Origin of the sequence: Pseudoduganella sp. SL102 (genome assembly GCF_027856995.1) — a bacterium.
Classification (GTDB): Bacteria; Pseudomonadota; Gammaproteobacteria; order Burkholderiales; family Burkholderiaceae_D; genus Rugamonas; species Rugamonas albidiflava.
Window position 1 is genome coordinate 4,355,398 of sequence record NZ_CP115554.1, and the last position, 25,696, is coordinate 4,381,093.

The following is a 25,696-nucleotide window of genomic DNA, read 5'->3' on the forward strand; positions in this document are numbered from 1 at the left end:
CGCAATGAAGGCCACTCGGCCGTCCGGGGGACAACAGCGCGGCAGTACACTGTCCTGGACGGTACGGTACCGTACAGATCGCCGAACGCGGCGGATGCGACATTGGCGCTACTGGAGGAGACACCATGACGCAGGTACGCACTGGCCAGGCGCCCGCCAAGCTGGACCGGGAAGCCTTCCACCGCAAGTTCACGCAATCGTTCTACGATCCCCGCTTCGATCCGCTGCGCGGCGACATCGCCAGGCTGGAGGAAATCGCCTGGCGCAACTACTGCGACAGCCGCAAGGCACCGGTCACCGTGAAGGCCGGCCCGGGCTTCGCCGACCCGGACTACGACCTGGCCAAGGAGTGGAAGGAAGCCAGCGACAAGCTGGCCGCCGCGGAGCGCCACCAGAAGGATCCGGCCACGCCCTCGCGCGTGCTGGTGATCTGCGGCGCCTCGCGCAACGACGGCACCTGCCCGGGCGAAATGTCGAAGAGCTACCGCATGGTGCAATGGGCGCGCACGGCGCTGGAGACAGAAGGCATCGAGGTCGACGTGCTCGACCTGTCGCTGGTCACTTCCACGTACAGTCACCACATCCACCCGTGCAAGGGCTGCGTATCGACGGCGATGCCGCTGTGCCACTGGCCCTGCAGCTGCTACCCGAACCACAGCCTGAACCAGGTCAACGACTGGATGAACGAGATCTACGAACGCTGGGTGCTGGCCCACGGCGTGCTGATCGTCGCCCCCACCTACTGGTACCAGTCGCCTTCGCCCCTGAAATCGATGATCGACCGGCTGGTGTGCGCCGATGGCGGCAACCCCGATCCGACCAGCACGCACGGCAAGGATGCGGAACAGGCCAAGGAACTGGAATTGCGCGGCTGGGATTACCCGAAGCACCTGGCCGGGCGGGCCTATGGCGTGGTGGTGCATGGCGACGTGGCGGGCGTGGAAAGCCAGCGCCGCAACCTGGCCGACTGGCTCGACTGGATGGGCCTGATCGGCGCCGGCCAGCAGGCCGTGTTCGACCGGTACATCGGCTATTACGAGTCATACGCGGAAAGCCACGATACGCTGGACCGGGATGCGCCGCTGCAGGAGGAAGTGCGCAACAGCGCCCGCGCCGTGGCGGAGGCGGTGCGGCAGATCCGGGCCGGCAAGCTGGTGCCGCCGGATGCGCGGCTGCGCAAGCCGCGGCCGAAGTAGCCATCGACAGCGGGCCGCCGGGCCGGCCCTGCCCTGGCGACCGGTCGCGCGCCGTTTCGCTTCTTCAGCTGCCTGCCGCCGCGACCTGCCGCTCGAACAGGTCCACTACCCGTTCCGCCCGCTCCAGCAGGGTGCGTTCGCCGCGCCGGTGCGCGAACGCGGCGGCCGCGGCGCGGAAGCGATCATCGTCGAGCAGCGAGCGCACGGCGCCGTGCCAGTCGCCATCGGGCTTGACCCGCGCGCCATTGATGCCGCCGCCCCAGCTCTCGACCCGCCGCGCCAGCAGGAACTGCTCCAGGTGCATCGGCAGCAGCAGCACGGGAACGCCGGCCAGCAGGGCTTGCACCACCGTCGCGTCGCCGGCATGGCACACGCACAGCGCCGCGCCGTGCAGCGCGGCCTCGATGGCGACCGGTTGCGATGAATACGCGATCGCGGGCGACGCCAGCGGCGCCGGCCGGCCACCCGCCACCTCGGGCAGGTAGCACAGCACCCGGCAACCCTCGTCGACCAGCGCCTGCAGCACGGCGCCATGGGCCGGATGATCGTGTTTCAGATAGGCAAATACGCGTGGACCGGTGCCGGGCGGCCAGGCCGGCACGGTGCCGCCGAGCGGCATCGTCACCGGCCCGATCCACTCGCCCTCGGCCGCGGTGCGGCCATAGTGGTCGAATTCCGGCCACGTGCACAGCAGCGGCGCATCGCCCAGCAGCAGCCGCGCGGCGTGCAGCAACTCCGGCGCACCGTGCATTTCCAGCACGGCATTGACCACGTTGAGCAGGTGCGCCTCGGCGCGCACCAGGCGCTGCGGCGCCACGCCTTCCCAGTCGCGCAGGCAGGGCAAGGCGCGGTCCGCGGGCGGACTGTAGAAACCGATCCCGACGGACGCCGTCGGGATGTGCAGCGTGCGCGCCGCCAGCAGCGCGGTGGGCGCATAGTCGGCCACCGCGAGGTCCGGGCGCAGCATGTCGAACAGGGCGCGCCAGCCGGCCGTCAATCCGGCCAGGCCGGGCACTTCCAGGTAGCCGGCGGCCAGCAGGATCTCCGCCAGGCTGGCATGGTTGGGCGGCATGCCCTCGGTGCGGTGCAGCCAGACGGGGGCCTGGAAGCGTGGTACCGGCAGGTCGGCCAGCACGCGCTGGGTATATCCCAGGTCGCGCAGCGACAGGCTGACGCGATGGCCGCGCGCGAGCAGCACGCGGGCCAGTGTCTTCAGCCGGCCGGCGTGCCCCAGTCCGCCACCGATTTCCCAGGCAAGGTGGATGTGTGCCATGAGTTTCACTCCAGGCGCCCGTCCGGGCGATGCCGATGCCGCCGGTCGGCGGTGCCACCGCGTGGCGCAACCATTATACGAGAGCGTTCGATGAGTGGAAGTCTCATTGCTGTAATCCCTCTCTTACACGGGCACGGGATGCTAGCCGCTACTCAGCGCAGCAGTGCCATCGCATACTCGTTATACAGATGACAACGCTTTACTACCGGCATTGCATCCCAACGACCGGGAAGCTCCCGCTTCCGCCCAAATAAAGAGACAAGAATGCCTACTACCGCCCTCGCCCAACGTCCCGCAACCGGCATCGACACCAGCGACGCCAGGGCCGTTTACCACGCCCTGTACGACGGTGCCGACCCCGCCCTGGCGGCCGACTACCTCGAAGCCCGGCTGGCCGAGGCGGCGGCGCTGCCCTGCGACCTGCCCGCCACGCTGGACGAAATGGCGCAATGGATCACGCGCCACACGGATGCCGTCGGCACCGAGTACCGCGCCTACCTGGCGGCACGCAAGAACGGCGCGCCGCGCCGCTTCTTCAAGACACGCTCGCAGGCCCTTTACTTCCTGAAAGCCGTGGCGCCCACCAAGCTGGTGGATGGCGCCTGGCTGTACGGCGTGCTGGAGCGCTGGCAAGACCCGGATTACCAGGCCCTGATCCGCATCTACCTGGAAGAGCTGGGCAATGGCGTACCGGACAAGAACCACGTGACGATCTACCGCAAGCTGCTCGAACAGCACGGCTGCGAGCACTGGCAGGATCTGCCGGAACGGCACTTCGTGCAGGGCGCGATCCAGCTCGCGCTGGCCGCCGGCGCCGACGACTTCCTGCCCGAACTGGTCGGCTACAACCTGGGCTACGAGCAGCTGCCGCTGCACCTGCTGATCACGTCGTACGAATTGAACGAGCTGGGCATCGATCCCTACTACTTCACGCTGCACGTCACCGTCGACAACGCCGATACCGGCCACGCCCACACGGCGCTGGAAGGCCTGAAGCGCCTGGTGCCGCGGGTGGGCGACAGCGCCGCGTTCCTGCGGCGCGTGGCGGCCGGCTTCCGACTGAACGACCTGGGCGTCGGCACGGTGGAAGCGATCGCCGCGTTCGACCTGGAGCGGGAAACCGTCGCCATGCTGGCCGCCAAGGCAGTGGTCGGCAAGAACATGCATTCGGATTACTGCCGCGTTGCCGGGCGCACCATCAACGACTGGCTGGCCGAGCCGGCGCAGATCCCGCAGTTCCTGGAAAAGCTGGAACAGCAAGGCTGGATCCGCCGTGGCGAGCCCGCCGAGAACAGCCGCTTCTGGAAGCTGATCCACGGCGAACGCGCCGAGATGTTCGGCGTGTTCAGCGCCTACGAGCAGCAGTTGCTGGAAGACTGGATCGTCACCCCGCGCGACGGCGGCGAGCCGGTCATCGCCCGGGTACCGAGCCACCGCGCGCTGCGCCGCAGCCTCGACACGCTGGAATCGGCGCCGGCCCGCAACACCGCGCCGCGCGGCGTGATCCGGCATACCTTCCCCGCCGACGAGCATGCATGGCAGACCATCGGCTGCGAACTGCGCCTGCTCGAGGCCCAGCTGGCCGCCACGGCCAGCAAGGACGAGGCCATGGCGCTGCTGATCGGCCTGATGGCGCCGAACCAGCACCATACATCCGCCGGCCTGATGGCCACGCGGGTGTTCGCCCGCCTGCTGCAGTGACACGGCCGCGCCGCCGGCAGCGACAGCACACGACGACACCACAAGCATAACGACACGAGGGGATACGATGATGAATGTCACTGCCAGCGGGGGCTTGCCCGACCTCGGGCTCCCGGCCACCGCAGCGCCGGCCGACCGTTCCACCCATGAAGCAGCCCCGCTCGCCCCGCGTGCCGGGGTATTGCCCGATGCGCCGGCCCTGCTCGAACTGGGCCGCGCGCTGCAAGCCGCCGGCTACCGATTCACCACGGTCACCCCGGCCACCCACAGCAGGGTGAAGGGCCGCAGCGACCACGTCTGGGCGCGCGACCTGGCCGACATCTTCGGCTGGAGCCGGCCGTTCCGCGCCGAGGCGCTGCCGGCCGAGATGCTGGCGCTGATGGTCCGCGCCGGCATCGCGCAGCCGCACCGCGACGGCTGGCGCTCCACGCTGCGCGCGTCCACCCTCGATGGCGTGCTGTATTTCCATTCCGCCTATCCGACCAGCGAGGCCGACGCGGTGTTCTTCGGCCCCGATACGTACCGCTTCGCGCGCGCGCTGCGCGCCGAACTGGCCGTGATCGCCGCCACCGGCCGCCCGGTGCGGCGTGCCGCCGACGTGGGCGCCGGCGGCGGGCCGGGCGCGCTGACGATCGCGCGCCGCTGCGCCAATGCCGAGGTGCTGGCGCTCGACATCAACGACCGGGCGATGCACCTGTGCCGCGTGAACGCGCAGCTGGCCGGGCTGCCGAACGTCGCCGTCCAGCGCAGCAACCTGCTGTCGGACGTGCCGGGAGACTTCGACCTGATCGTCTCGAATCCGCCCTACCTGCTCGACAAGTCCGAGCGCGCCTACCGCCACGGCGGCGGCGAGCTGGGCGCCGGGCTGTCGCTGGCGCTGACGAAGCAGGCGATCACCCGCCTGGCGCCGGGCGGCAGCCTGCTGCTGTACACGGGCGTGGCGATGCTCCACAACGACGACCCGTTCCTGCGCCGCATCGAACCGCTGCTGGCCCAGGCCGGCATGAGCTGGCACTACGAGGAAATCGATCCCGACGTGTTCGGCGAAGAACTCGATACCCCGGCCTACGCCGAGGCGGACCGCATCGCGGCCGTCTGGCTGAAGGCTTCCAAACCCCTGCACTGAAAGACATCATGACTCACCAACTCCAGGCAACCGTCGTCACCCACGGTGGCGCGGGGGGCAGCCGCGACCAGGATGACGGCTGCGTGTTCGCCGCCCGCACGGGCCTCGACCGCCTCACCGGCGGCGGCAGTGCGCTCGACGCCGCCGTCGCCGCCGTGGTGGCGCTGGAAGACGACGGCCGCTACAACGCCGGCAGCGGCTCGGTGCTGTGCCTCGATGGCCGTACCGTCGAAATGGACGCCGCCGTGATGGATTCGCAAGGCGCGCTGGGCGCCGTGGCTTGCCTGCAGCGCGTGAAGAACCCCGTGCTGGTGGCACAGGCCGTGGCGGGCACGCCGCACTGGCTGCTGGCCGGCGAAGGCGCCGAGCGTTTCGCGCGCACCGCCGGCTTCGAAATCCACCATGAAATCAGCGAACGCCAGCGCGCCAAGCACGCGCGCCTGATGGCCACGCTCGGCGGCCGCGAACCGGCCACGCCGGGCATCGCCAACCGCGCCTTCAAGGATTACTGGAACTACGACACGCCGCCGGCATTCACGCCGTGCGACACGGTGGGCGCCGTGGTGCGCGATGGCGCCGGCAACTTCGCCGTGGCCTGCTCCACCGGCGGCCCGGCGCCGTCGCTGCTGGGCCGTGTCGGCGATACGCCGATCATCGGCAGCGGCTTCTACGCCGGCGCCGACGGCGCGGTGGCCATCACCGGCATCGGCGAGCACATCGTGCGCCACCTGCTGGCCTACACCGTGTATGGCTGGATCGCCGGCGGCATGGCCATCGGCGAAGCGGTGCGACGCGGCGTCGGCCTGCTGCCGCAAGAGATCGACGTGGGCATCATCGCCGTCGACCGTACCGGCGCGGCCATGCACAGCAACCGCGAAATGCCCTGCGCGGAGGAGCGCGCATGAGCGGCCAGGTGAATGAGCAAGCGGGTGAACAAATGAGCCAGCAAGCGAGTCGGCAAGTGAACGAGCAGGCGAACGGGCATTTCGACCGCAGCCAGCACGGCCACCTCGTCATCGTCGGCGGCCATGAAGACCGGGAAAACAGCAAGGATATCCTGTCGCGCTTCGTGCAGCTGAGCGGCGGCACGCAGGGTACGATCGCCGTCATCACGGCGGCCAGCCGCGTGCCCGACGAGATGTGGCGGCGTTATGACAAGGTGTTCCGCGAAATCGGCGTGCGCGATGTGATCCGCGTCGACCTTCCCGACCGCGCCACCGCCAACGATGCCGGGCTGGCGGCGCGCGTGCGCAAGTGCGAAGGCATCTGGATGACCGGCGGCGACCAGAAGCGCCTGCTGGCCATGATCGGCGGCACGCTGCTCGACGAAGCCATGCACGGCGCGCTGAAGGAATCGGGCGCCTGCATCGGCGGCACCAGCGCCGGCGCGTCCGCCATGTGCGGCCACATGCTGGCCGACGGCAAGGCCGACCTGCTGCCGGAAAAGGGTTCCGTCAGCCTGGGCGCCGGCCTCGGCTTCGTGCAGCGGGTCGTCATCGACCAGCATTTCAGCGAACGCCACCGGTTGGCGCGCCTGCTCACCATCGTGGCGCAGAATCCCTACCTGCTGGGCATCGGCATCGACGAGGACACCGCGCTGGTGGTCGAGCGGGGCGTCGGCATCGAAGTGATCGGCGCCGGCAGCGTGACCGTGGTCGACGGGCGCACGATGATCTCGAACGTCGCCGACATTCCCGCCGGCGGCACGCCGCAGCTGATCGACGTGCGCCTGCACCTGCTGCCGACCGCCAGCAGCTTCGCGCTGCCCGAGGAAATCCACCACCCGCACCAGCTGCCGCCGGGCGCCACCCGCGACACGCCGGCCGCCCTGAACGACTTCGTCCGCAACGTCACCAAGAGGAATCCCCTGTCATGAAGATCCTGGACCAGCGCGTGCTGCGCGGCCCCAACCTGTACGCGGCGCGGCCGTGCCTCTTGACGATCCTGGACCTGGGCGAGCTGCACGACGTGCCGTCGACGGCGATTCCCGGCTTCACCGACGCGCTGCTGGCCCTGATGCCCAGCCTGATGGCGCACCGCTGCTCGCCCGGCCACTACGGCGGTTTCGCCGAGCGGCTGCGCGACGGTACCTACATGGGCCACATCATCGAACATGTCACGCTCGAGCTGCAGTGCCTGGCCGGCACGCCGGCGGGCTTCGGCCGCACGCGCCGCATGCGCGGCCAGCCCGGCGTGTTCCGCGTGGTGTGCGCCTACAAGATCGAGGCGGTGGCGCAGGAAGCGTTCGACCTGGCCATGGCTTTGGTGGGCGCGCTGGCCGCCGGCCAGCCGTTCGACCTGGATGCGCCGCTGGCGGCGCTGCGCCAGACGGCCGAGCGCCACGCCATCGGCACCAGCACGAAGGCGATCCTGCAGGCGGCGCGCCGCCGCCGCATCCCGTACTTCCGCGTCGCTGAAACGGGCAACCTGTTCCAGCTGGGCTGGGGCAGCCGGCAAAAGCGGCTGCAGGCCACCATGACGGGCGACGCCGGCAACATCGCCTGCCGCATCGCCAGCGACAAGCAGCTGACCAAGACGCTGCTGAAGGAAGCCGGCGTGCCGGTGCCGGGCGGCAGCGTGGTGGCCAGCGCCGACGAAGCGCTGCGCGCGGCGCGCCGGCTGCGCGGCACGGTGACCGTGAAACCGCTCGACGCCAACCAGGGCAAGGGTGTGACGACGCAATGCACCACGCCCGAAGAAGTGGCCGCGGCCTTCGAGGCGGCCCGCAAGTTCTCGCGCAGCGTGATCGTCGAGCGCTTCATCGAAGGCCATGACTACCGCGTGCTCGTCACCGGCGACGTGGTCGCGGCGGCATCGCTGCGGCGCCCCCCCTGCGTGACCGGCGATGGCCACCGCACGGTCCGCGAACTGGTCGCCATCGAGAACGGCAATCCGGCGCGGGGCAAGGGACATGCCAATATCCTGACGCAGATCCCGCTCGACGATCATGCGCTGCAAGCCCTGCGGAAACAGGGCTACGGCTTCGACAGCGTGCCGCCGGTGGGCGTACCCGTCACGCTGCGCGGCAACGCCAACCTGTCCACCGGCGGCACCGCCGAGGATGTGACGGACCTCCTGCCCGGCGACACCCGCGCCGCCTGCGTGCGCGCGGCCCAAAAGATCGGGCTGGACGTGGCCGGCATCGACCTGGTCTGCCGCGATATTTCCAGGCCGCTGGCCGAACAGGGCGGCGCCATCATCGAGGTGAACGCCGCGCCGGGAATCCGAATGCATCAATACCCGGCCGCCGGCACGCCGCGCGACGCCGGCGACGCGATCGTCGAAGCGATGTACGGCGGCGACGATGGCCGCATCCCCGTGATCGCCATTACCGGAACCAACGGCAAGACCACCACCACGCTGATGGCGGCCCACTGCGTGCGCATGGCCGGCCTGCGCACCGGCGTGACGACCACCGAGGGCGTGTACATCGACGGCCGGCGCATCGTCAGCGGCGATTGCAGCGGCTACTGGTCGGCGCGCACCGTGCTGACCGACCCGACGGTCGATTTCGCCGTGCTGGAAACGGCGCGGGGCGGCATCCTCAAGCGCGGCCTGGCGTTCGACCGGTGCGACGTGGCCGTGGTGCTGAACATCAGTGCCGACCACCTGGGCCTGGAGGGCGTCAATACCGTGGAAGACCTGGCGCGCGTGAAAGGCGTGGTGGCCAGCGCCGCGTCGCGCTGTGTGGTGCTCAATGCCGAGGACCGCCACTGCGTGCGCATGGCGAGCCGCCTCGCGGACCGGGTCGAGATCCTGTTCTTCGCGCTCGATCCGGACAATCCTGTGCTGCTGAAGCACCTGCACCACGGCGGCCGCGGCGCCTACCTGCACGACGGCCGGCTGGTGATCGCCGACGGCACGCGCCACCAGGTGCTGCTGCGCGCGGAAGACATGCCGTCCACGCTGGGCGGCCACGCGCGCTACAACATCGCCAACGGCCTGGCCGCCGCCGCCGCCCTGCTCGCCTCGGGCTTCACGCCGGAACGCATCGCCGCCGGCCTGGCCAGCTTCGTGTCCGATGGCCGCAACAACCCGCTGCGCAGCAACGTGTTCGACGTGCGCGGCGTGACCGTGGTGGTCGACTACGCGCACAATCCGGCCGCGTACGCCGCGCTGTCGTGCATGGCGCGCGGCCTGTCGAAGGGCCGCGCGGTGGGCGTCATCACCGCGCCGGGGGACCGCCGCGACCAGGACCTGGAAGCCGTCGGCGAAACCTGCGCGCGGGGCTTCGACGAGATCGTCGTCTACGAATCGAACAACCGGGGCCGCGGCGCCGGCGAGTGCGCGCGGTTGATGCTGGACGGCGCCGCCGCCAGCGCCAAAGCGCCGGAAGCGGTCCACAGCCGGCTGGACGGGCACGAGGCGCTGCGCCACGGCCTGTCGCTGTGCCAGCCCGGCGACGTGATGGTGTTCGCCTGCGGCTCGTCGCTGAACGAGGTCGTCGAGGCGCTGCGGGAAAGCGATCCGGCCAGCGCGCAGAAGATCGCCGAGCAGGCCGCGCTGGCCGGGGCGTGATCGTGGCGGGCCAGCGATTGCGCCTGAGTGGCGGTACAGCAGGGTTCTGTCCCACACGCCGCTTGCATAAGCCACCCCAAGTGCAAATTCCGGGGTCAGACCCGCCGGGTCTGACCCCAGCATTTCGCCGTCGGGGTGAATGCATGTGCTTTTAGTCTTTTCGCAATGAGTCACCTACGGCTTCCATCAGGTGCACGTGGAATGCCCGCCCCTCAACCCGCCAGCCCCATCCGCAGCAGCCACGGCGTCACCCCTGTCCACCGCTTGAACGAGCGCCGGAAGTTGGCGGCGTCGTGGAAGCCCAGGTAGCGCGCCACGGCCTCGTTGTCGGCGCCCTGGGCATGAAACATCCACAGCGCCACGTGCGTGCGCACCTGGTCGAGTTCGGCCTGGAAATGCGTGCCGTGCCGCGCCAGCTGCCGCTTCAGGGTGGCCGGGCTGACGCCGAAATCGGCGGCCGCCCGTTCCAGCGCCGGCGCGGCGCGCACGCGCTCCAGCAGGTAGTCGTACAGCGCGGCCAGCAGCCCGGCCGGCCGTTCCGGCTCGCCCTCGGCGGCGCGCAGCGCCAGCCCGGCGGCCATCGCGCTGCCGCGCGGCCATGGCCGGTCCAGCCAGGCATCCTCGATCAGCATCGCGTCGAACTGGCAATCGAAGCGCAGCGCGCTGCCCAGGTGCACGTGGTGCTGCTCCACGTGGCGGGGTGCGCCGCGGTTGAAACAGAAGCGCCACGGCAGGCGTTCGCCGCCCAGCCAGCGGCACAGCGCCACCACGGATGTCATGTGCATTACCACCAGCGCCGGCCGCAAGCCCGGCGCGCCATGGCTGTCGACCCAGTACAGCGCCGCCATGCCATCCCAGGTTTCCAGCCGGGGCCGCAGCAGCGGCGTCAGGCGCGCATGCCAGCGGCACAGGATCGCCAGCGCCTCGCGCAGGCTGGGTGCCTGCACCAGCGCGTTGCTGGGCGCGCCGTCGTGCCCCGGCAGCAGTTGCTGGCCCAGCATGAAGCTGGTATCCGGGCTGTCCAGCAGGCGCAGCGCATTGCCCAGCAGCTGCAGGTACTGGGCCGGCGCCACCAGCGTGCCCGGCACCGCGCCCCCTTCCAGGCCGGTACCGCGCAGCAGCATGGCGTCATCGATGTCGCGCGACCGGGCATACGCCAGCACCAGGGCCGGCTGCTGCTGCGCGGGAATCGACGGCTCGGCGGCGCCGCGCCACGCGCTCATGTGCCCTCCTTCATGTGCAGGCGTTCAGGTGCCGCCGTCATGCGCCCGCCTTCACGCATCCACCTGGCGGCACAGGTCGGCGAGCACCATGTCCGGCGTGCGGCCGGCGCTGGCGCCGGCCGGCGCGCAGCTGTGGCGCAAGGTCAGCGGCACAGCCATGCTGCCTGCATGGTGGCGCATCATCGCCACCATCACGCACAGGTGGCGCGCCGCGTCGCGCGCCGCCGCCTCGGACAGGTCCGGCATCAGCACCGCGAACCGGTCGCCCGCATAGCGGCACAGCAGGTCGTCGTTGCGCAGGTTCAGCAGCAGCATGTGGCTGACGGCCTGCAGCACCCGGTCGCCCTCGGCCTGGCCGTGCTCGCGGTTGATGCGGTGGAAGCCGTCAATATCGAGCAGCACCAGGGCGCCGCCGCCGCGCTGCCGTTCGAGGTGGGCGCGCAGGTAGCGGGCGTCGGCCAGTTGGGTCACGCGGTCGAAGGCGCGGTGGTCGCGGAACAGCCGCTCGCGTTTCTTCAGGTGTTCGGTCAGGCTGGCCTGCTCCTGGCGCCAGAACACCATGCCGGCGGTGAGGATCACCATGCCGAGCGGGACCAGCGCTTCCAGCGCGTTGTCCCACAGCGCCGCCTTGTCGACGGCGAAGATCTCGTCCATGCAGTCGGCCCACGAGCCCAGCGCGATGGCGGCGAAACCGGCCGCCAGCAGGCGCGTCACCTGGCCGTCGGGCCGGGCGCCGAGCACGACCAGGCACCACGCGGCGGCCACCAGCGCCGTGCCGCCCTCGCTGGCGATGTCGAACCATTTCCAGGCGCCGGGCGGGATGGCCATGCCGGCACCGGCAAACAGCACGGCGACGAGGATGCCGGCCAGGCCGGCGGCGATGAGTGCGGGGCGTTGGAACGTGTTCATGACCGGCCAGCCTAGCGCCGGCTTGTGACGGCGTGATGACAGCATGACGACTGCCCGCGCCTGGCCGGCGGCGGCGTTGCGGCGCCGCCCGGGGTGCGATCGGCTCACCACCGGCCCGTATTTCCCCCGCTCGCCGGCATCCCGCCGGGCGCGGCCACGGAGACCGCCGGGTCAATTCGGCTCAAACGCCGCCCCGGCGCGCGGCCGGGCCGCCGGCTGTCACGGATCGGTCACATGGGCTGCCTAGAATCCGCCCCACTTCAACCACACCCTACACACCATGCGATATTTCGCCATCCCCGCCCTGGGCCTGCTGGCCGCCGCGGGAGCCCATGCCGCCGGCGACCCGACGGTCGTCATCGCCGGCCAGCGCGTCAGCCTCGCCAATGCCATCGCCGCGCAGGAGAAGGCCGACAACATCGTCAGCGTCGTCTCCAGCGACGGCATCGGCGGGCTGCCCGACAAGAATGCCGCCGAGGCGCTGGCGCGTCTGCCCGGCGTGGCCGTGCAGCGCGACCAGGGCGAAGGCCGCTACGTCACCGTGCGCGGCCTGGGCCCGGACCTGAACGCCGTCACCATCAACGGCGCGCTGGTGCCTTCGCCGGAAGCGGGCACGCGCGCCGTGGCGCTCGACGTGCTGCCGGCGGGCCTGATCCGCACGCTGGAAGTGTCGAAGACGCTGACGCCGGACCAGGATGCCAATTCGCTGGGCGGCACGGTGGAAGTGAAGACGCTGTCCGCCTTCGACCTGCCCGGCGCGCTGCTGGCGGTGGGCGCCGGCGCCAGCCACGACACCAACACGGGCCGGAACAGCCCGAGCGCCAACCTGCTGTGGGCCCAGCGCTTCGCCGGCGGCAAGCTGGGCGTGGCGGCCGGCCTGTCCGGCGAGCGGCGCAAGTTCGGCTCGGACAACGTGGAGACCGGCGGTGCCTGGAGCGGCGACCGGCTGGAAGGCTTCGAACTGCGCGAGTACCTGCCGGTGCGTGAACGCTACGCCGCCGCGCTGAACCTCGACTGGCGCCCCGACGCCGCGTCCAGCTATGCACTGCGCGGTTTCGTCAGCCGGTTCTCCGACGACGAGGTGCGCGACCGGCTCACCGTGGGCAACCTGGAGAACGACGACCTGGCCGAGGGCGAGACCGGCGAGGCGCGCTTGGAGCGCCGCCTGCGCCAGCGCAAGTACACCCAGGAGATCCGTTCGCTGACGGCCAGCGCCGATCGCCGCCTCGCCGGCTGGCGCCTGCATGCCGAAGCGTCGGCCAGCCGCGCCACCGACGACGCGCCCGAGTCGGTCAACGATGCGCGCTTCCGCGGCAGTTTCGATGGGATCGGGTTTGCCAACACGATGGCGCCGCGCCTGGTCGCGCCGGCCGCCGTGTTCGATCCCGCCAGCTACAACCTGAATGCGATCACGCTGCAGCAAAGCTACGCCGAGGACCGGGCCAGGGCGCTGCGCCTGGACCTGACCCGCGAGCTGGCCGACGGCCTGGCCATCAAGTTCGGCGCCAAGGCCAGCCGGCGCGACAAGGACAACGACACCAACCAGTGGAGCTATGACAGCGGCAACGCCGCCAGCGCGAATTACTGGGGTGCCGGCACGCGCTCGATGAGCGGCTTTGTCGGCAAGCACCAGCTGGACTATGCGTTCGGCCCGATCGGCACGGCGCTGGACCCGGCGGCGATCCGCGCCCGTGTCGCCGGCTTGCCGCGCGCCGGCGCGCAACAGGCCGCCGAATCGGCCCTCGACGATTTTTCCATCGGCGAGGACATCGATGCCGCCTACGTGCAGGGCACGCTGGCACGCGGCGCCTGGTCCCTGCTGGCGGGCGTGCGCGCCGAGCGCACGCGCTTCAAGGCGCTGGGCCAGCAGATCGCCATCACCGAGGACGAGGATGGGGAGGAAAGCCAGGCGATCACCCCGCGCCGCGCCAGTCGCTCGTATACGAACTGGCTACCGACGCTGCAGGCCCGCTACGACATCGACCGCGCCACCAGCATGCGCGCCGCGTGGAGCAACTCGGTGGTGCGGGCCAACTTCAGCCAGCTCGCCCCGGGCGTCAGCCTGGACAGCGCGACCGAGGCCACCATCGGCAATCCCGACCTGGCGCCGCTGAAGTCGCACAACCTGGACCTGGGCATCGAACGGGTGCTGGGCAATGACGGTACCATGTCCGCCTACGTCTTCCACAAGGACATCAGGAACTTTACCTATGCGACCAACCTGGCCGGCAGCGGCCACTGGGCGGACTATACGACCGCCACGTCCTACGCGAACGGCGACAGCGCCCGGGTGAAAGGCGTCGAACTGGCGTGGCAGCAGCCGCTGCGCATGCTGCCGGCGCCGTTCAACGGCCTGCTGGTGGGAATGAATGCCGCATTCACCCGGTCGCGCGCCGCGATCGACAGCTTCGACGAGGATGCCGGCACCCGTACCGGCCGCACCATCCGCATGCCCGGCCAGTCGAACCGCATGGCCAATGCGATGATCGGCTACGAGCACGGTCCGCTCAGCACGCGGCTGGCCGTCAACTACAAGTCGCCGTACCTGCTGGAGCTGGGCGAGGACGTGCTCGACGCCAGCGCCGACCGGATCGTCGACGCGCAGACGCAGCTGGACTTCTCGCTGGCCTGGCAGCTCGGCCGCCGCTGGCAGCTGACGTTCGAGGCCAGCAACCTGAATAACGAGAAATACTATGTGTACCAGGGCGTGAAGTCGCATAACGTCCAGTACGAACAATATGGCCGCACCTATAAAATCGGCCTGAAAGCGAGCCTGTTCTGATGAAGCATGTCGTCATACTGTCGCTGCTGGCCACCGCGCTGGCAGCCCACGCCCAGGCCGTGCCACCCGCCGTGGCGAAGGCGCGCGACCTCGCCGCGCTGCCGCAAGGGTGGCTCGCGCTGGACAAGAGCGCCCTGCGGCTGGTCGATGCGGCCGGTGCGGAGCGCGCCACCCTGCCGGTGCGCGGCCGCCAGGTCGACGTGCGCAGTGCCGGCGGCGCGTCGCTGGCCATCGTCATCGATGCCAATGCGGAACGCGTGATTCCCGTGCGCGCCGATGGCCGCGCCGGCACGCTGGCCGCCCTGCCGCCGCTGCCGGAAACCGGCTTCGGCATCGAGGCGGCGTGCCTGTACCGGGACGCCCAGCAGCTGACCTATGCTTTCCTGGCGGGCAAGGATGGGCAAGCCGAGCAATGGCTGCTGGATGGCGATGCGCCGCGCCGCGTACGCCGGCTGGCATTGCCGCCGCACGTGCAGGCCTGCCGCGTCGACGATGCCACCGGCACCCTGTATGTGGCCGAGGAAGGCATGGGCGTGTGGGCGTACCGGGCCGACGCCGAGGGCGCCCCGGCGCGGCGTGCCGTGGCCCTGGCGCCCCCGTTCGGCAAGCTGGCCGATGGCGCACAGGCGCTGGCCGTGGTGCCGGGCGGCGTGGTGGCCGCCGATGGCAAGGGCAGGCTGCACGCCTGGCGCCGTACCGGCAATGGCTGGACCGCGGCCGCCGTGGCCGGCCAGAGGACGGAAGGCCTGGCCACCGATGCCGCCGGGGGCTTGCTGGCCCGTGACGACACCGCGTGGCGCGGCGTGCCGCTGGCGCTGAAGGCGGTTGCGCCGGCCGCGCCACTGCCGGTGGTGATGCCGCGCGCGCAGACCGAACCGGTGGCGCGGGCCGGCGACGCGGCCGACGATCCGGCCATCTGGCGGCACCCGGCCGACCCGGCCGCGTCGCGCGTGCTGGGCACCAACAAGAAACAGGGCCTGCTGGTCTATGACCTGCAGGGACGCCAGCGCCAGCTGCTGGAAACGGGCCGGCTGAACAACGTCGACGTGCGGCAGGACGTGGCCTTCGGCGCCGAACGCTTCGACCTGGCGCTGGCCACCCAGCGCGACGACAACCTGATGGTGCTGTTCACCATCGCCGCGGACGGCACCGTGGCCGAGGCGGCGCGCCTGCCGACGGAACTGGACGAAATCTATGGTGCCTGTGTGTACCGGCCGGCCGGCGGCGGCCTCGATGCCTTCGTCAACGACAAGGATGGCCGCTACCTGCACTACCGGATCGCCCGCGCGGACGGCAAGTTCACGGCGCGGGTGGTGCGGCGCTTCCGCACCGCCAGCCAGCCGGAAGGCTGCGTGGCCGACGAAGCCAGCGGCCAGCTGTTCGTCGGCGAGGAACGGCGCGGCCTGTGGGTGACCAGCGCCGAAGCGGGCCGCGAAGCCCGGCTGGCGATGGTGCTGCCGGCTGGCGGCGTGCTGCAGGCGGACGTCGAGGGCGTCGGCATCTACCGGTCGGCGGCGCGCAGCTACGTGGTCGTGTCCAGCCAGGGCAACGACAGCTACGTGGTGCTCGACGCGGCCGCGCCATACCGGGTGCGCGGCGCCTTCCGGATCGGCGTCAACGTCGCGGACGGCATCGACGGCGCATCGGAAACGGATGGCCTGGAAGTCACGTCGGCCGACCTGGGCGGCCCGTACGGGCGCGGCATGCTGGTGGTGCAGGACGGCTACAAGCGCATGCCGGACGGGCCCCAGAACTTCAAGCTGGTGGCGTGGGACGATATCGCCCGGGCCCTCGGCCTGGATTGACAGCGCGTGAAAAAGGTTTAGACTTCCTTCCCTGCCCGCCGGCCCGCCTGCCCACTTGGATCAGCTACCCCCAAGTGCAAAATCCGGGGTCAGAAATGAGTGCCGGCCTTCATGCCGGTACCGTTCCGCAGGCGCGAAGCATGCTTCGCGAAACCCCTGCTTCACCCCGGCGGGTCTGACCCCAGCAGTTCGTCCTTGGGTTAATTTCACGCGCTAACGGCGTGCCGGAATGCCAGGATGCCTAACGTAAGGGCATTGGCACGTGGCGGATATTTTCAAGCGGAGTACTCCCCCAAAATGACCATCTGAGCCTTCGCACCGCGGTGTTCGATTCAATGCGCACCGCAGTCCGCACCGACATTCCGCGCCGTCGTCACGGCCGGACCGTTTTTGCGTTCGATTCATGCGCTCGATTCACGCGCTCGAAGAGGCTCACCCATGGCTCATTCCAACGCCGCCGCATCGGCGGCCGCATCATCAACATCGTTATCATCATCGCCACCGGCAAAGCCGTCGGCACATTCGCCGGCAACATCGTTCATCGAACTGCACGGCGTCACCTTGCGCCTGCCCGATGGCCGCACGCTGTTCGAGGGCCTGACTTTCACCTTCGGCGACCGGCGCACCGGCCTCGTCGGCCGCAACGGCATCGGCAAGAGCCTGCTGGCACGCCTGCTCGCCGGCCAGCTGGCGCCGGACCGGGGCCGCGCCACCGCACGCGGCAAGCTGTATTACCTGCCCCAGCACATCGACGCCGATGCCGCCATGACCGTTGCCGAGGTCACCGGCCTCGGGCCCCTGTTCGCCGCGCAAGAGCGCCTGGTCACCGGGCACGGCACGCCGGAAGACCTGTCCCTGCTGGATGGCCGGTGGACCGTGGCCGACGAGTTCGCCGCCGCGCTGGCCGGCGCGGGCGTGCCGGGCCTGCGCGCCACCACGCCGGCGGCCGCCCTGTCCGGTGGCCAGCTGGCCCGCGCCGCCCTGGCCGGCGCCTTCCTGTCCGGCTGCGACGTGCTGGTGCTCGACGAACCCACCAACCACCTCGACCGGGAAGGCCGCGCCTGGCTGCGGGAGCGGATCGACGCGTGGCCCGGCAGCCTCGTCGCCATCAGCCACGACCGCGCCCTGCTCGACACGATGACGACCATCGTCGCGCTCGACGAACGGGGCCTGCACGCGCATGGCGGCAATTTCACGCAGTACCAGGCCTGGTGCGACGCCGAAGCGGCTGCGGCGCAGGCCGCCCTCCACCATGCGCGCGCGGTGCGCCAGGCCACGGCGCGTCAACTGCGCCAGGAACATGACGCCCGGCAGCAGCGCAACGCCCGCGCCAGCTGCGCCGCCCGGGACGAGAACCAGGCCGCCATCCTGCTCGGCCGCCGCAAGGCCACCGCCCAGGCCACAGCTGGCCGCCAGGCGCGGCAGGCGGACGTGCTGCGTGCCCGGCTCGACGATGCGGTGCGCAGCGCGGCGGCGGGCATCGGCGAGGGACCATTGCCGGCCCTGCTGCTGGATGCCGCCACCGTGCCGGCCGGCCGCACCGTGATCGCCTGCGAAGGCGCGGTGGCACCGTGGCCGGCCGGCGCCGCCCCGCTCGACCTGATGCTGGCCGGTCCGGTCCGGCTGGCCATCGCCGGCCCGAACGGCTGCGGCAAGAGCACGCTGCTGAAGATGCTGGCGGGCGACATCCTGCCGCGTGCCGGCTTATGCTCGGCCCGCGTACCGTCCGCCTGGCTGGACCAGCATGCCCGGCACCTGCTGCCGCCGGCGTCCACGGTGCTGGAGCGCCTGCGGCAACTGGACAGCGCACTGCCGGAAGGCGCATTGCGCAGCCGGCTGGCATTGCTGGGCCTCGATGCGGCACGGCTGGACACGCCCGCCGGCGCCCTGTCGGGCGGCGAGCGCATCAAGGCGGCGCTGGCTTGCGCCCTGTGGCAGCGCGACGGCGCGCGCCTGTTGCTGCTCGACGAGCCCGGCAACCATCTCGACCTGCCGTCGCTGCGGGCGCTGGAACAGGCCCTGTCGGCATGGCCCGGTGCGTTCGCCATCGTTTCCCACGATGACCGGCTGCTCGACGCGCTGCGGCTGACGCACGTCTTGCGCTGGAGCCCGGCGGGCTGGCGGCTCGAGACCTGCACGTGAGTCGTGACGCGCTGCGAAATCCGTTGCAGACACGTTGCAAAGAAGTTGCAAATGAGTCGCACAGAACGCCGCAGGCCGGGCTGCAAACAGGGCAACAGCGCAGTGCCAGCGCGGCGGACCCAACTGAACCAATGTCCTCCGCGTCGCAGCCACGCCGCCACCGGCATGCAAGATCGTAGCCACCCATAGAATTGCCAGGGAATTATATGATTGCAACACTTATTACTATATGCCTTTGCAAATGGCTGCCGCATCGGAAGCCGGTGGTATGCTTCCGCCGATAACACAACAATTGGGGAGAACGCGCCGTGTCCATTGCTGAAAGACTGTTCAAACTGAAGGAAGCCGGCACGGATGTGCGCACGGAAGTCGTGGCCGGTGTCACGACCTTCCTGACGATGGCCTACATCATCTTCGTGAATCCGGCGATCCTGGCCGATGCCGGCGTGCCGAAGGATGCCGTGTTCGTCGCCACCTGTCTCGCGGCCGCGCTCGGCACGCTGATCATGGGGCTGTACGCCAACTATCCGATCGGCATGGCGCCCGGCATGGGCTTGAACGCCTACTTCGCCTATGCGGTCGTGCTCGGCATGGGCGTGCCATGGCAGACGGCGCTGGGCGCCGTGTTCATCTCCGGTTGCCTGTTCCTGATCATCTCGATCTTCGGCTTGCGGGAAATGATCGTCAAGGGCATTCCCAGTTCCCTGCGCACGGCCATCACCGTCGGCCTGGGGCTGTTCCTCGGCCTGATCGCGCTCAAAAGCGCCGGCATCGTCACCGCGAACGCGGCCACCATGGTCACCGTCGGCGACCTGCACAAGGCGCCGGCGCTGCTGGCCATCGTCGGCTTCCTGCTGATCGTCGCGCTGGACCGGCTGCGCGTGAAGGGCGCCATCCTGATCGGCATCGTCATCGTCACCGTGCTGTCGTTCTTCTTCGGCGGCAATACCTTCAACGGCATCTTCTCGGCCCCGCCGTCGCTCGCCCCGACCTTCGCCAAGCTCGATATCGCCGGCGCGTTCGGCACCGGCATCCTCAATGTCGTGCTGGTGTTCTTCCTCGTCGAGCTGTTCGACGCGACCGGCACGCTGATGGGCGTGGCGGCCCGCGCCGGCCTGCTGGTCGAAGGCAAGATGCAGCGGCTGAACAAGGCGCTGATGGCCGACAGTACCGCCATCGTGGTGGGCGCGGTGATGGGCACGTCCAGCACCACGGCTTACGTGGAAAGCGCGGCCGGCGTACAGGCGGGCGGCCGTACCGGGCTGACCGCCGTGGTCGTCGCCCTGCTGTTCCTGGCCGCGCTGTTCATTTCGCCGCTGGCCGGTGTCGTGCCGGCCTACGCCACCGCACCCGCGCTGCTGTTCGTTTCCTGCCTGATGCTGCGGGACCTGGCCGACATCGAATGGAACGAAAGCACCGAAAGCATCCCGGCCGCCGTTACCGCGCTGCTGATTCCCTTCACCTACTCGATCGCCCATGGCATCGCGTTCGGCTTCATCACCTATGCCGCGCTGAAACTGCTGACCGGCAGGATCCGCGAAGTGAAGGCCGTGGTCTGGGTGATCGCCCTCGTCTTCCTCTTCAAGTACACCTGGCTGGGCGCGTGATGAGCGTACGACGGGCAAATCAGGGGCACATGAGGCGCACATGAGCGGGAGCTGGCACTGCGAATAATTGCTTTCATGGTGTCAGCTCTTGACCATGTCCCATGCGGGACTCCTCCTACACGAATTTAACCGCCGGTTAGCCTTCCCTCATAGCAGCGGCGGAATGCCCCGGATAGTAACCGGAAGTTACGAACTGATGAGTCGAAAACGCCTCTTATTGCCGCGCGGAATTGACTTGTAGGGACTTCAATACTTGATAGGATTGCCACTCGAAGCCATCGAAAAGGGAACCTGTCACATGTACCGCCACGCGTCCTGCCCTGCACCACAGCCATACGGCAACGGCCCAGCGCCAGCGCTGCACGGCGCCCGGTGCACCCGGGACCGCGCAGCGCGCTTCGGCGGCATACCGCGGATCCAATCCCGCCTCTCCCCTTCGGCTGCGCCGGCCCCAGGCGCGCCGGCCGGCTTCGCGCTCCCGGGCTTGCTCTGCGCGGCTTCGCTCCCCGCGGTTCTGCTCTCTTCCACGGCGCGCCCACCTGCAAATCCCCTTACAGCCAGTGCGGTGGCGGAGTACCCGAGGCGGTACCGTTCGCCGCGCCGGCCTTGTGCCGCATCGGCACGGCCGCTGCCGCGGGACGGCGCCGTCGATCAGGGCAATGCCAGGGCCAGCGGTGCCATCTTCGCGACGGCACCGCGTCCCCCCGGCACTGCAGTTCCCGCTGCCCACACGCCGATCATCTTCATGCCCAACAACGGCCACATAACTAAAAGAGGATCCCATGAGTGACTTCGAATATCCGCGACCGCAACTGGTTCGCGACAACTGGCAAAACCTGAACGGGACCTGGCAGTTCGCCTATGACGACGAGCGGCGTTTCTGCCGCCCCGACCAGGGCATCGAGTGGACGCACGAGATCCAGGTGCCCTATGCGCCCGAGACGAAGCTCTCCGGCATCCACGACATGGGCTTCCATACGATCGCATGGTACCGGCTGGAATTCGACATGCAGGGCCGCGGCGAGCGCACCATCCTGCACTTCGGTGCGGTGGACTACGAAGCCAAGGTCTGGGTCAACGACCGGCTCGTCACGACCCACCTGGGCGGCCATACATCGTTCCACGTCGATATCACCGATGCGCTGGTCGAAGGCCAGCGGCAGGTGATCGTGCTGCGCGCGGAAGACGATCCGCACGACCTGGCCAAGCCGCGCGGAAAGCAGGACTGGCAGCTGGAACCGCATTCGATCTGGTATCCGCGCACCACCGGCATCTGGCAGACCGTCTGGCTCGAGCAGGTGCCTGCCACCTACCTGAAAGGCATCAGGTGGACGCCCCATTTCGACGGCTTCGAGATCGGTTGCGACATCCAGGCGGCCGGCGACCGGCGCGAAAAGCTCACCGTGGAAGTCAAGCTGTGGCACGGCGAAGTGCTGCTGGCCGACGACGAATACAAGCTGATGGGCCAGGAAGCACACCGCAAGATCGCCATTTCCGACCCCGGCATCGACGATTCGCGCAACGACCTGCTGTGGAGCCCGGAACGTCCGACCCTGCTCGACGTGGAGCTCACCCTGCGGTGCGACGGCGAAGAGCTGGAAACGGTACGATCCTATACAGCACTGCGTTCGGTGGCGATCAACCGGGACCGCTTCATGTTGAATGGAAGGCCCTACCCGCTGCGCCTGGTGCTGGACCAGGGTTACTGGCCGGACAGCGGCATCACGGCGCCGAACGACGCGGCATTGAAGCGCGACGTCGAACTGGCCAAGCTGATGGGCTTCAACGGCGTGCGCAAGCACCAGAAGATCGAAGATCCGCGCTACCTGTACTGGGCGGACAAGCTGGGCCTGATGGTGTGGGAGGAAATGCCTTCGGCGTACTCGTTCAGTCCGAAGTCGATGACGCGCCTGATCAAGGAATGGCAGGAAGCGATCGAACGCGACTACAGCCACCCGTGCGTGATCGTGTGGGTGCCGTTCAACGAGTCGTGGGGCGTGCCGAATTTGACGTCGATGCAGGCACATCGGAACGCCGTGGAAGCGCTGTATCACATGACGCGGATGATGGATTCCACGCGGCCCGTGATCGGCAACGATGGCTGGGAAGCGTCCGCCACCGACATCCTCGGCATCCACGATTACGACAGCGATCCGCAGCGCATCAAGGCGCGCTACGAAGTCAGCGATCCGGCCCGCACGCTGTTCGACCAGCGCCGTCCGGGCGGCCGCATCCTGACGCTGGACGGCTTCCCGCACCGCGGCCAGCCGATCGTGCTGACGGAATTCGGCGGCATCGCCTTCGACACGAAGGCCCCGGACATCGACACGTGGGGCTATTCGCGGGCCAACACGGCCGAGTCGTTCTACGAGCACTACACCGCCCTGCTGAAGGTGGTGAACGAGACGCAGATGTTTTCCGGCTTCTGCTATACGCAGTTCGCCGATACGTACCAGGAAGCAAACGGGCTGCTGAACGCGGACCGCACGCCGAAGATTCCGTTCGAGAAGATCAGCGCGGCTACCCGCAGCGTCCAGCTCGTCGCGCAGGATCCGCCCGCGCCAGCGTGACCGGCGCCGGGTCCGAAGCGGACCCGAGACAGCATTCCTGCCCGGTCTCCCCAGACCGGGCGAACAGCAGCATCACAATTCACGACTCACAATTAACGACCCGTTACGGGCAAGGGAGAAACCATGTCGACCATTATCGTGTTCTGCCACCTGCGTTGGGACTTTGTCTTTCAGCGCCCACAGCACCTGCTGACCCGCCTGGCCAAACATTACAAGATCGTGCTGGTGGAAGAGCCCATTCATCACGACGGCGAAAGCTTCATGAAGACCTGGCAGCCGGCGCCGAACATCACCGTCTGCCAGCCGCACACGCCGGTGCAGCAGCATGGCTTCCATGACGACCAGATTCCCCTGGTGCAGCCGATGGTCGCCAAGCTGGTGCCGGAAGGCGAGGATCCGATCGTCTGGTTCTACACGCCGATGGCGCTGCCGCTGCTGCCGCAACTGCACGCGAGCCTGGTGGTGTACGACTGCATGGATGAACTGTCCGCCTTCAAGAACCCGCCGCGCCAGCTGCTGCAGCGCGAAACCGCCCTGCTCAATATCGCCGACCTGGTGTTCACCGGCGGCCCGAGCCTGTACGAAGCGAAGAAGAACCGCCATTCGAACGCCCACTGCTTCTCCAGCTCGGTCGATGCGCAGCACTTCGCCCACGCGCTGGACCGCGCGGCCAGCCATCCCGACCAGGCGCACATCCCCCATCCGCGCCTGGGCTTCTATGGCGTGATCGACGAGCGTTTCGATACCGAGCTGACCGCCAAGATCGCCGACGCCAATCCCGACTGGCAGATCGTGCTGGTGGGCCCGGTGGTCAAGATCGACCCGGCGCACCTGCCGCAGCGCCCCAATATCCACTACATGGGCCAGCGCGGCTACGATGACCTGCCGAAGTTCCTGGCCGGCTGGGATGTCTGCCTGATGCCGTTCGCGATCAACGAGGCCACCAAGTTCATCAGCCCGACCAAGGTTCTGGAATACATGGCCGCCGAACTGCCGATCGTGTCCACGCCGATCCGCGACGTCGAACAGCCGTACTCGCACGTGGTGGCGATCGGCCACACGGCCGGGGAATTCGTCGCCCACGTGGAAGCGGCGCTGGCCCAGACGGCCGAGCAGACCGCCGAGATGGAGCGCAAGATGCGCGAAGTCGTCGCCAAGACGTCCTGGGAAAACACGGCGGCGCGCATGCGCGACCTGATCGAGAACACCACGCCGGCGCGCAAGTTCGCCCGCCTGACCGCGCCGGAGATGTCGTACGGCGAAGCGCCGCACAACGCGCCGAACGTCAACCCGCTGCGTACCACGGCCACCTCGTCCACCAAGGTCGGCTCGCTGATCGGCGGGGTCGGTACCTACCAGGTGGCGCCGGCGATCGCCGCCGCGGCGGGCGCGCAGCCTGCCGCCAAGGCGGAGTAACGGCAGCGGAGTAATTGAAAAAGGGAGCCTCGCGGCTCCCTTTTTTTGTCTTGGCGTAGGCAGTGGGGTTCCGGGTGGTACCCTGCGGTCAGGGTCAACGAAAGCCATCATTTGCATGCCACTGTTGCATGCGCTTACCCCAAGAACGAAATGCCGGGGTCAGAAAGGAATGCTGGCATGCATGCCAGCATCGTTCCGCAGGCGCGAAGCAGGCTTCGCGAAACCCCTGCTACACCCCGGCGGGGCAGAGCAGGGGTTTCGAGGAGCATTGCTCCTAGCCTGCGTCGCGGTACCGGCATGCTTGCCGGTACTCCTCCCTGACCCCGGCCTTTCGCTGTTGGGGTGAATGCATGCGCTTCCATGGTTGGGGGCCGGCAGGGAAAACCGGTCGGTCCGCCGCAGCGGTCCGACACCGAAAAAGCCGGTGTCCGACACCAGGAGAAGCCGGTTGCTACGGGAAAGGAAAGGACAACCCGCGGCGGCAAGCACCGCGCGGGCTCAATGCCGGTGCCGGAACCGCCACGGCAGCGCGTTATGGATGGCGGTGGCGGCGATCGCCGCCTGGCCCGTCGCCACGCTGATCTGGTTCAGGCCCAGCACCACGTCGCCAACCGCGTACAGCCCCGGCACCGTGGTGCGCCCATGGTCGTCGACGATCAGCTTCTCGCATTCGCCGCAGCGGGCGCCGAGCGCTTGCGCCAGGCCGGAGCGGGCCTTCTCCCCCAGCATCGGATAGAACACGTCGAAGCGGTGGTCGGCGCCGTCTTCGGTGTGGAGCACCGGTTCCATCGCCTCCGTCAGCGTCACGCCCTTCAGCGGCGCGTCCACGTAGCGCACGCCGGCAACGCGCAGCTTCTCCGCCTCCTCCGCCGACAGCGGTGTCTCGGGGTCCCGTTCGAACAGGGTTACGTCGCACGAGAAAGTGCGCATGAACAGCGCATGCCCGGTGCGGTTGTGGGGCTGGGAGGCGACCGCGACGCGCTTGTCGAGGATGTCGTAGCCGTCGCACACCGGGCACAGTCGCACCGCGCCGGCGGCCACGGCATCGGGCCAGCCCTCGACGGGCAGGCCGGCATCGGCGACACCGGTCGCCAGCACCACCACGGGCGTGTGGATTTCACCGCCTTCGTGGCTGGCCACGAACACGTCATCGACCTTCTTCAGCGCGGTGATCTCGATATCGTCCACCGCACCACCATAGCACTCGAGCTGCTCGCGCAGACGGCCGAGCAGCTCGCGGCCCGGCACGCCGCCGGGAAAGCCGGGATAGTTGTGGCTCACGGGGATCAGCGACAGGCGGCTGTTGCCCTTGTCCGCGACCATCACGTCGCGGCGGAAACGCCGCAGGTAGACGGCGGCCGTCAGGCCGCCGGGTCCGCCGCCGATCACCAGTACTTCGCAAACACGGACATCACTCACCGGACACCT

Annotated in this window: 16 protein-coding genes; 12 read left to right on the forward strand and 4 right to left on the reverse strand. The window is 69.1% G+C overall.

Annotation, left to right across the window (positions count from 1 at the left end):
• The first annotated feature begins 125 nt into the window (after nt 1-125).
• The gene (locus OU994_RS18545) at nt 126-1,196 is read left to right on the forward strand and encodes a flavodoxin family protein (RefSeq protein WP_281607094.1); all 1,071 of its coding nucleotides are present in this window, start codon (nt 126-128) and stop codon (nt 1,194-1,196) included.
• A 64-nt stretch (nt 1,197-1,260) separates the two neighbouring features.
• Here the strand turns inward: OU994_RS18545 and OU994_RS18550 are convergent, their stop codons facing one another.
• Nucleotides 1,261-2,469, reverse strand: a complete 1,209-nt coding sequence (locus tag OU994_RS18550) for a glycosyltransferase (RefSeq protein ID WP_281607095.1) — start codon at nt 2,467-2,469, stop codon at nt 1,261-1,263.
• Nucleotides 2,470-2,733: 264 nt separating this feature from the next.
• Here OU994_RS18550 and OU994_RS18555 point away from each other — a divergent pair, with 264 nt between their 5' ends.
• The 5 genes from OU994_RS18555 to cphA all read left to right on the forward strand — a co-directional run bounded on the left by OU994_RS18555 (nt 2,734) and on the right by cphA (nt 9,814).
• Nucleotides 2,734-4,170, forward strand: a complete 1,437-nt coding sequence (locus OU994_RS18555; RefSeq protein WP_281607096.1) for an iron-containing redox enzyme family protein — start codon at nt 2,734-2,736, stop codon at nt 4,168-4,170.
• Between the two features lie 67 nt (nt 4,171-4,237).
• The gene (locus OU994_RS18560) at nt 4,238-5,296 is read left to right on the forward strand and encodes a class I SAM-dependent methyltransferase (RefSeq protein WP_281607097.1); all 1,059 of its coding nucleotides are present in this window, start codon (nt 4,238-4,240) and stop codon (nt 5,294-5,296) included.
• Nucleotides 5,297-5,304: 8 nt separating this feature from the next.
• Nucleotides 5,305-6,201 carry an isoaspartyl peptidase/L-asparaginase gene (locus OU994_RS18565; protein ID WP_281607098.1) on the forward strand — a complete coding sequence of 299 codons (897 nt, stop codon included), beginning with the start codon at nt 5,305-5,307 and terminating at the stop codon, nt 6,199-6,201.
• Nucleotides 6,202-6,233: 32 nt separating this feature from the next.
• Nucleotides 6,234-7,172: a cyanophycinase gene (locus OU994_RS18570; RefSeq protein ID WP_281607099.1), complete on the forward strand. Its 939-nt coding sequence runs from the start codon at nt 6,234-6,236 to the stop codon at nt 7,170-7,172.
• Nucleotides 7,169-9,814 carry a cyanophycin synthetase gene (gene cphA / locus OU994_RS18575; protein WP_281607100.1) on the forward strand — a complete coding sequence of 882 codons (2,646 nt, stop codon included), beginning with the start codon at nt 7,169-7,171 and terminating at the stop codon, nt 9,812-9,814. The genes OU994_RS18570 and cphA overlap by 4 nt, the downstream gene beginning before the upstream one ends.
• Before the next feature lie 212 nt (nt 9,815-10,026).
• On the opposite strand, the gene OU994_RS18580 is transcribed toward cphA, so the two are convergent.
• On the reverse strand, nt 10,027-11,037 hold the full coding sequence (locus tag OU994_RS18580; RefSeq protein WP_281607101.1) for an AraC family transcriptional regulator: 1,011 nt from the start codon (nt 11,035-11,037) through the stop codon (nt 10,027-10,029).
• 51 nt (nt 11,038-11,088) lie between these two features.
• A complete protein-coding gene (locus tag OU994_RS18585; protein WP_281607102.1) occupies nt 11,089-11,946 on the reverse strand; it encodes a diguanylate cyclase domain-containing protein in 858 nt (285 codons plus the stop codon).
• Nucleotides 11,947-12,226: 280 nt separating this feature from the next.
• Between OU994_RS18585 and OU994_RS18590 the strand changes: the two genes are divergently transcribed.
• The 6 genes from OU994_RS18590 to OU994_RS18615 all read left to right on the forward strand — a co-directional run bounded on the left by OU994_RS18590 (nt 12,227) and on the right by OU994_RS18615 (nt 24,268).
• Nucleotides 12,227-14,728 carry a TonB-dependent receptor gene (locus OU994_RS18590; protein ID WP_281607103.1) on the forward strand — a complete coding sequence of 834 codons (2,502 nt, stop codon included), beginning with the start codon at nt 12,227-12,229 and terminating at the stop codon, nt 14,726-14,728.
• A complete protein-coding gene (locus OU994_RS18595; RefSeq protein ID WP_281607104.1) occupies nt 14,728-16,533 on the forward strand; it encodes a phytase in 1,806 nt (601 codons plus the stop codon). Before OU994_RS18590 ends, OU994_RS18595 begins: the two co-directional genes overlap by 1 nt.
• Before the next feature lie 561 nt (nt 16,534-17,094).
• Entirely contained in the window at nt 17,095-18,675 is a 1,581-nt protein-coding gene (locus tag OU994_RS18600) for an ABC-F family ATP-binding cassette domain-containing protein (RefSeq protein ID WP_281607105.1), read from the forward strand.
• Between the two features lie 314 nt (nt 18,676-18,989).
• Nucleotides 18,990-20,282 carry an NCS2 family permease gene (locus OU994_RS18605; protein WP_373922624.1) on the forward strand — a complete coding sequence of 431 codons (1,293 nt, stop codon included), beginning with the start codon at nt 18,990-18,992 and terminating at the stop codon, nt 20,280-20,282.
• Between the two features lie 782 nt (nt 20,283-21,064).
• Nucleotides 21,065-22,852: a glycoside hydrolase family 2 protein gene (locus tag OU994_RS18610; RefSeq protein WP_131145668.1), complete on the forward strand. Its 1,788-nt coding sequence runs from the start codon at nt 21,065-21,067 to the stop codon at nt 22,850-22,852.
• Between the two features lie 123 nt (nt 22,853-22,975).
• Nucleotides 22,976-24,268, forward strand: a complete 1,293-nt coding sequence (locus tag OU994_RS18615) for a glycosyltransferase (protein ID WP_281607107.1) — start codon at nt 22,976-22,978, stop codon at nt 24,266-24,268.
• 498 nt (nt 24,269-24,766) lie between these two features.
• Here the strand turns inward: OU994_RS18615 and OU994_RS18620 are convergent, their stop codons facing one another.
• Nucleotides 24,767-25,687, reverse strand: coding sequence for an NAD(P)/FAD-dependent oxidoreductase (locus OU994_RS18620; protein WP_281607108.1), 921 nt, complete (start codon nt 25,685-25,687; stop codon nt 24,767-24,769).
• Nucleotides 25,688-25,696: the final 9 nt, after the last annotated feature.

What these genes read in the sequence shown, in the direction of transcription:
- OU994_RS18555 (WP_281607096.1), top strand. Translation starts at nt 2,734, where the DNA reads ATGCCTACTACCGCCCTCGCCCAACGTCCCGCAACCGGCATCGACACC.
- OU994_RS18560 (WP_281607097.1), top strand. Translation starts at nt 4,238, where the DNA reads ATGATGAATGTCACTGCCAGCGGGGGCTTGCCCGACCTCGGGCTCCCG.
- OU994_RS18595 (WP_281607104.1), top strand. Translation starts at nt 14,728, where the DNA reads ATGAAGCATGTCGTCATACTGTCGCTGCTGGCCACCGCGCTGGCAGCC.
- OU994_RS18585 (WP_281607102.1), bottom strand. Translation starts at nt 11,946, where the DNA reads ATGAACACGTTCCAACGCCCCGCACTCATCGCCGCCGGCCTGGCCGGC.
- OU994_RS18615 (WP_281607107.1), top strand. Translation starts at nt 22,976, where the DNA reads ATGTCGACCATTATCGTGTTCTGCCACCTGCGTTGGGACTTTGTCTTT.
- OU994_RS18570 (WP_281607099.1), top strand. Translation starts at nt 6,234, where the DNA reads ATGAGCCAGCAAGCGAGTCGGCAAGTGAACGAGCAGGCGAACGGGCAT.
- OU994_RS18565 (WP_281607098.1), top strand. Translation starts at nt 5,305, where the DNA reads ATGACTCACCAACTCCAGGCAACCGTCGTCACCCACGGTGGCGCGGGG.
- cphA (WP_281607100.1), top strand. Translation starts at nt 7,169, where the DNA reads ATGAAGATCCTGGACCAGCGCGTGCTGCGCGGCCCCAACCTGTACGCG.
- OU994_RS18580 (WP_281607101.1), bottom strand. Translation starts at nt 11,037, where the DNA reads ATGAGCGCGTGGCGCGGCGCCGCCGAGCCGTCGATTCCCGCGCAGCAG.
- OU994_RS18545 (WP_281607094.1), top strand. Translation starts at nt 126, where the DNA reads ATGACGCAGGTACGCACTGGCCAGGCGCCCGCCAAGCTGGACCGGGAA.
- OU994_RS18610 (WP_131145668.1), top strand. Translation starts at nt 21,065, where the DNA reads ATGAGTGACTTCGAATATCCGCGACCGCAACTGGTTCGCGACAACTGG.
- OU994_RS18550 (WP_281607095.1), bottom strand. Translation starts at nt 2,469, where the DNA reads ATGGCACACATCCACCTTGCCTGGGAAATCGGTGGCGGACTGGGGCAC.
- OU994_RS18590 (WP_281607103.1), top strand. Translation starts at nt 12,227, where the DNA reads ATGCGATATTTCGCCATCCCCGCCCTGGGCCTGCTGGCCGCCGCGGGA.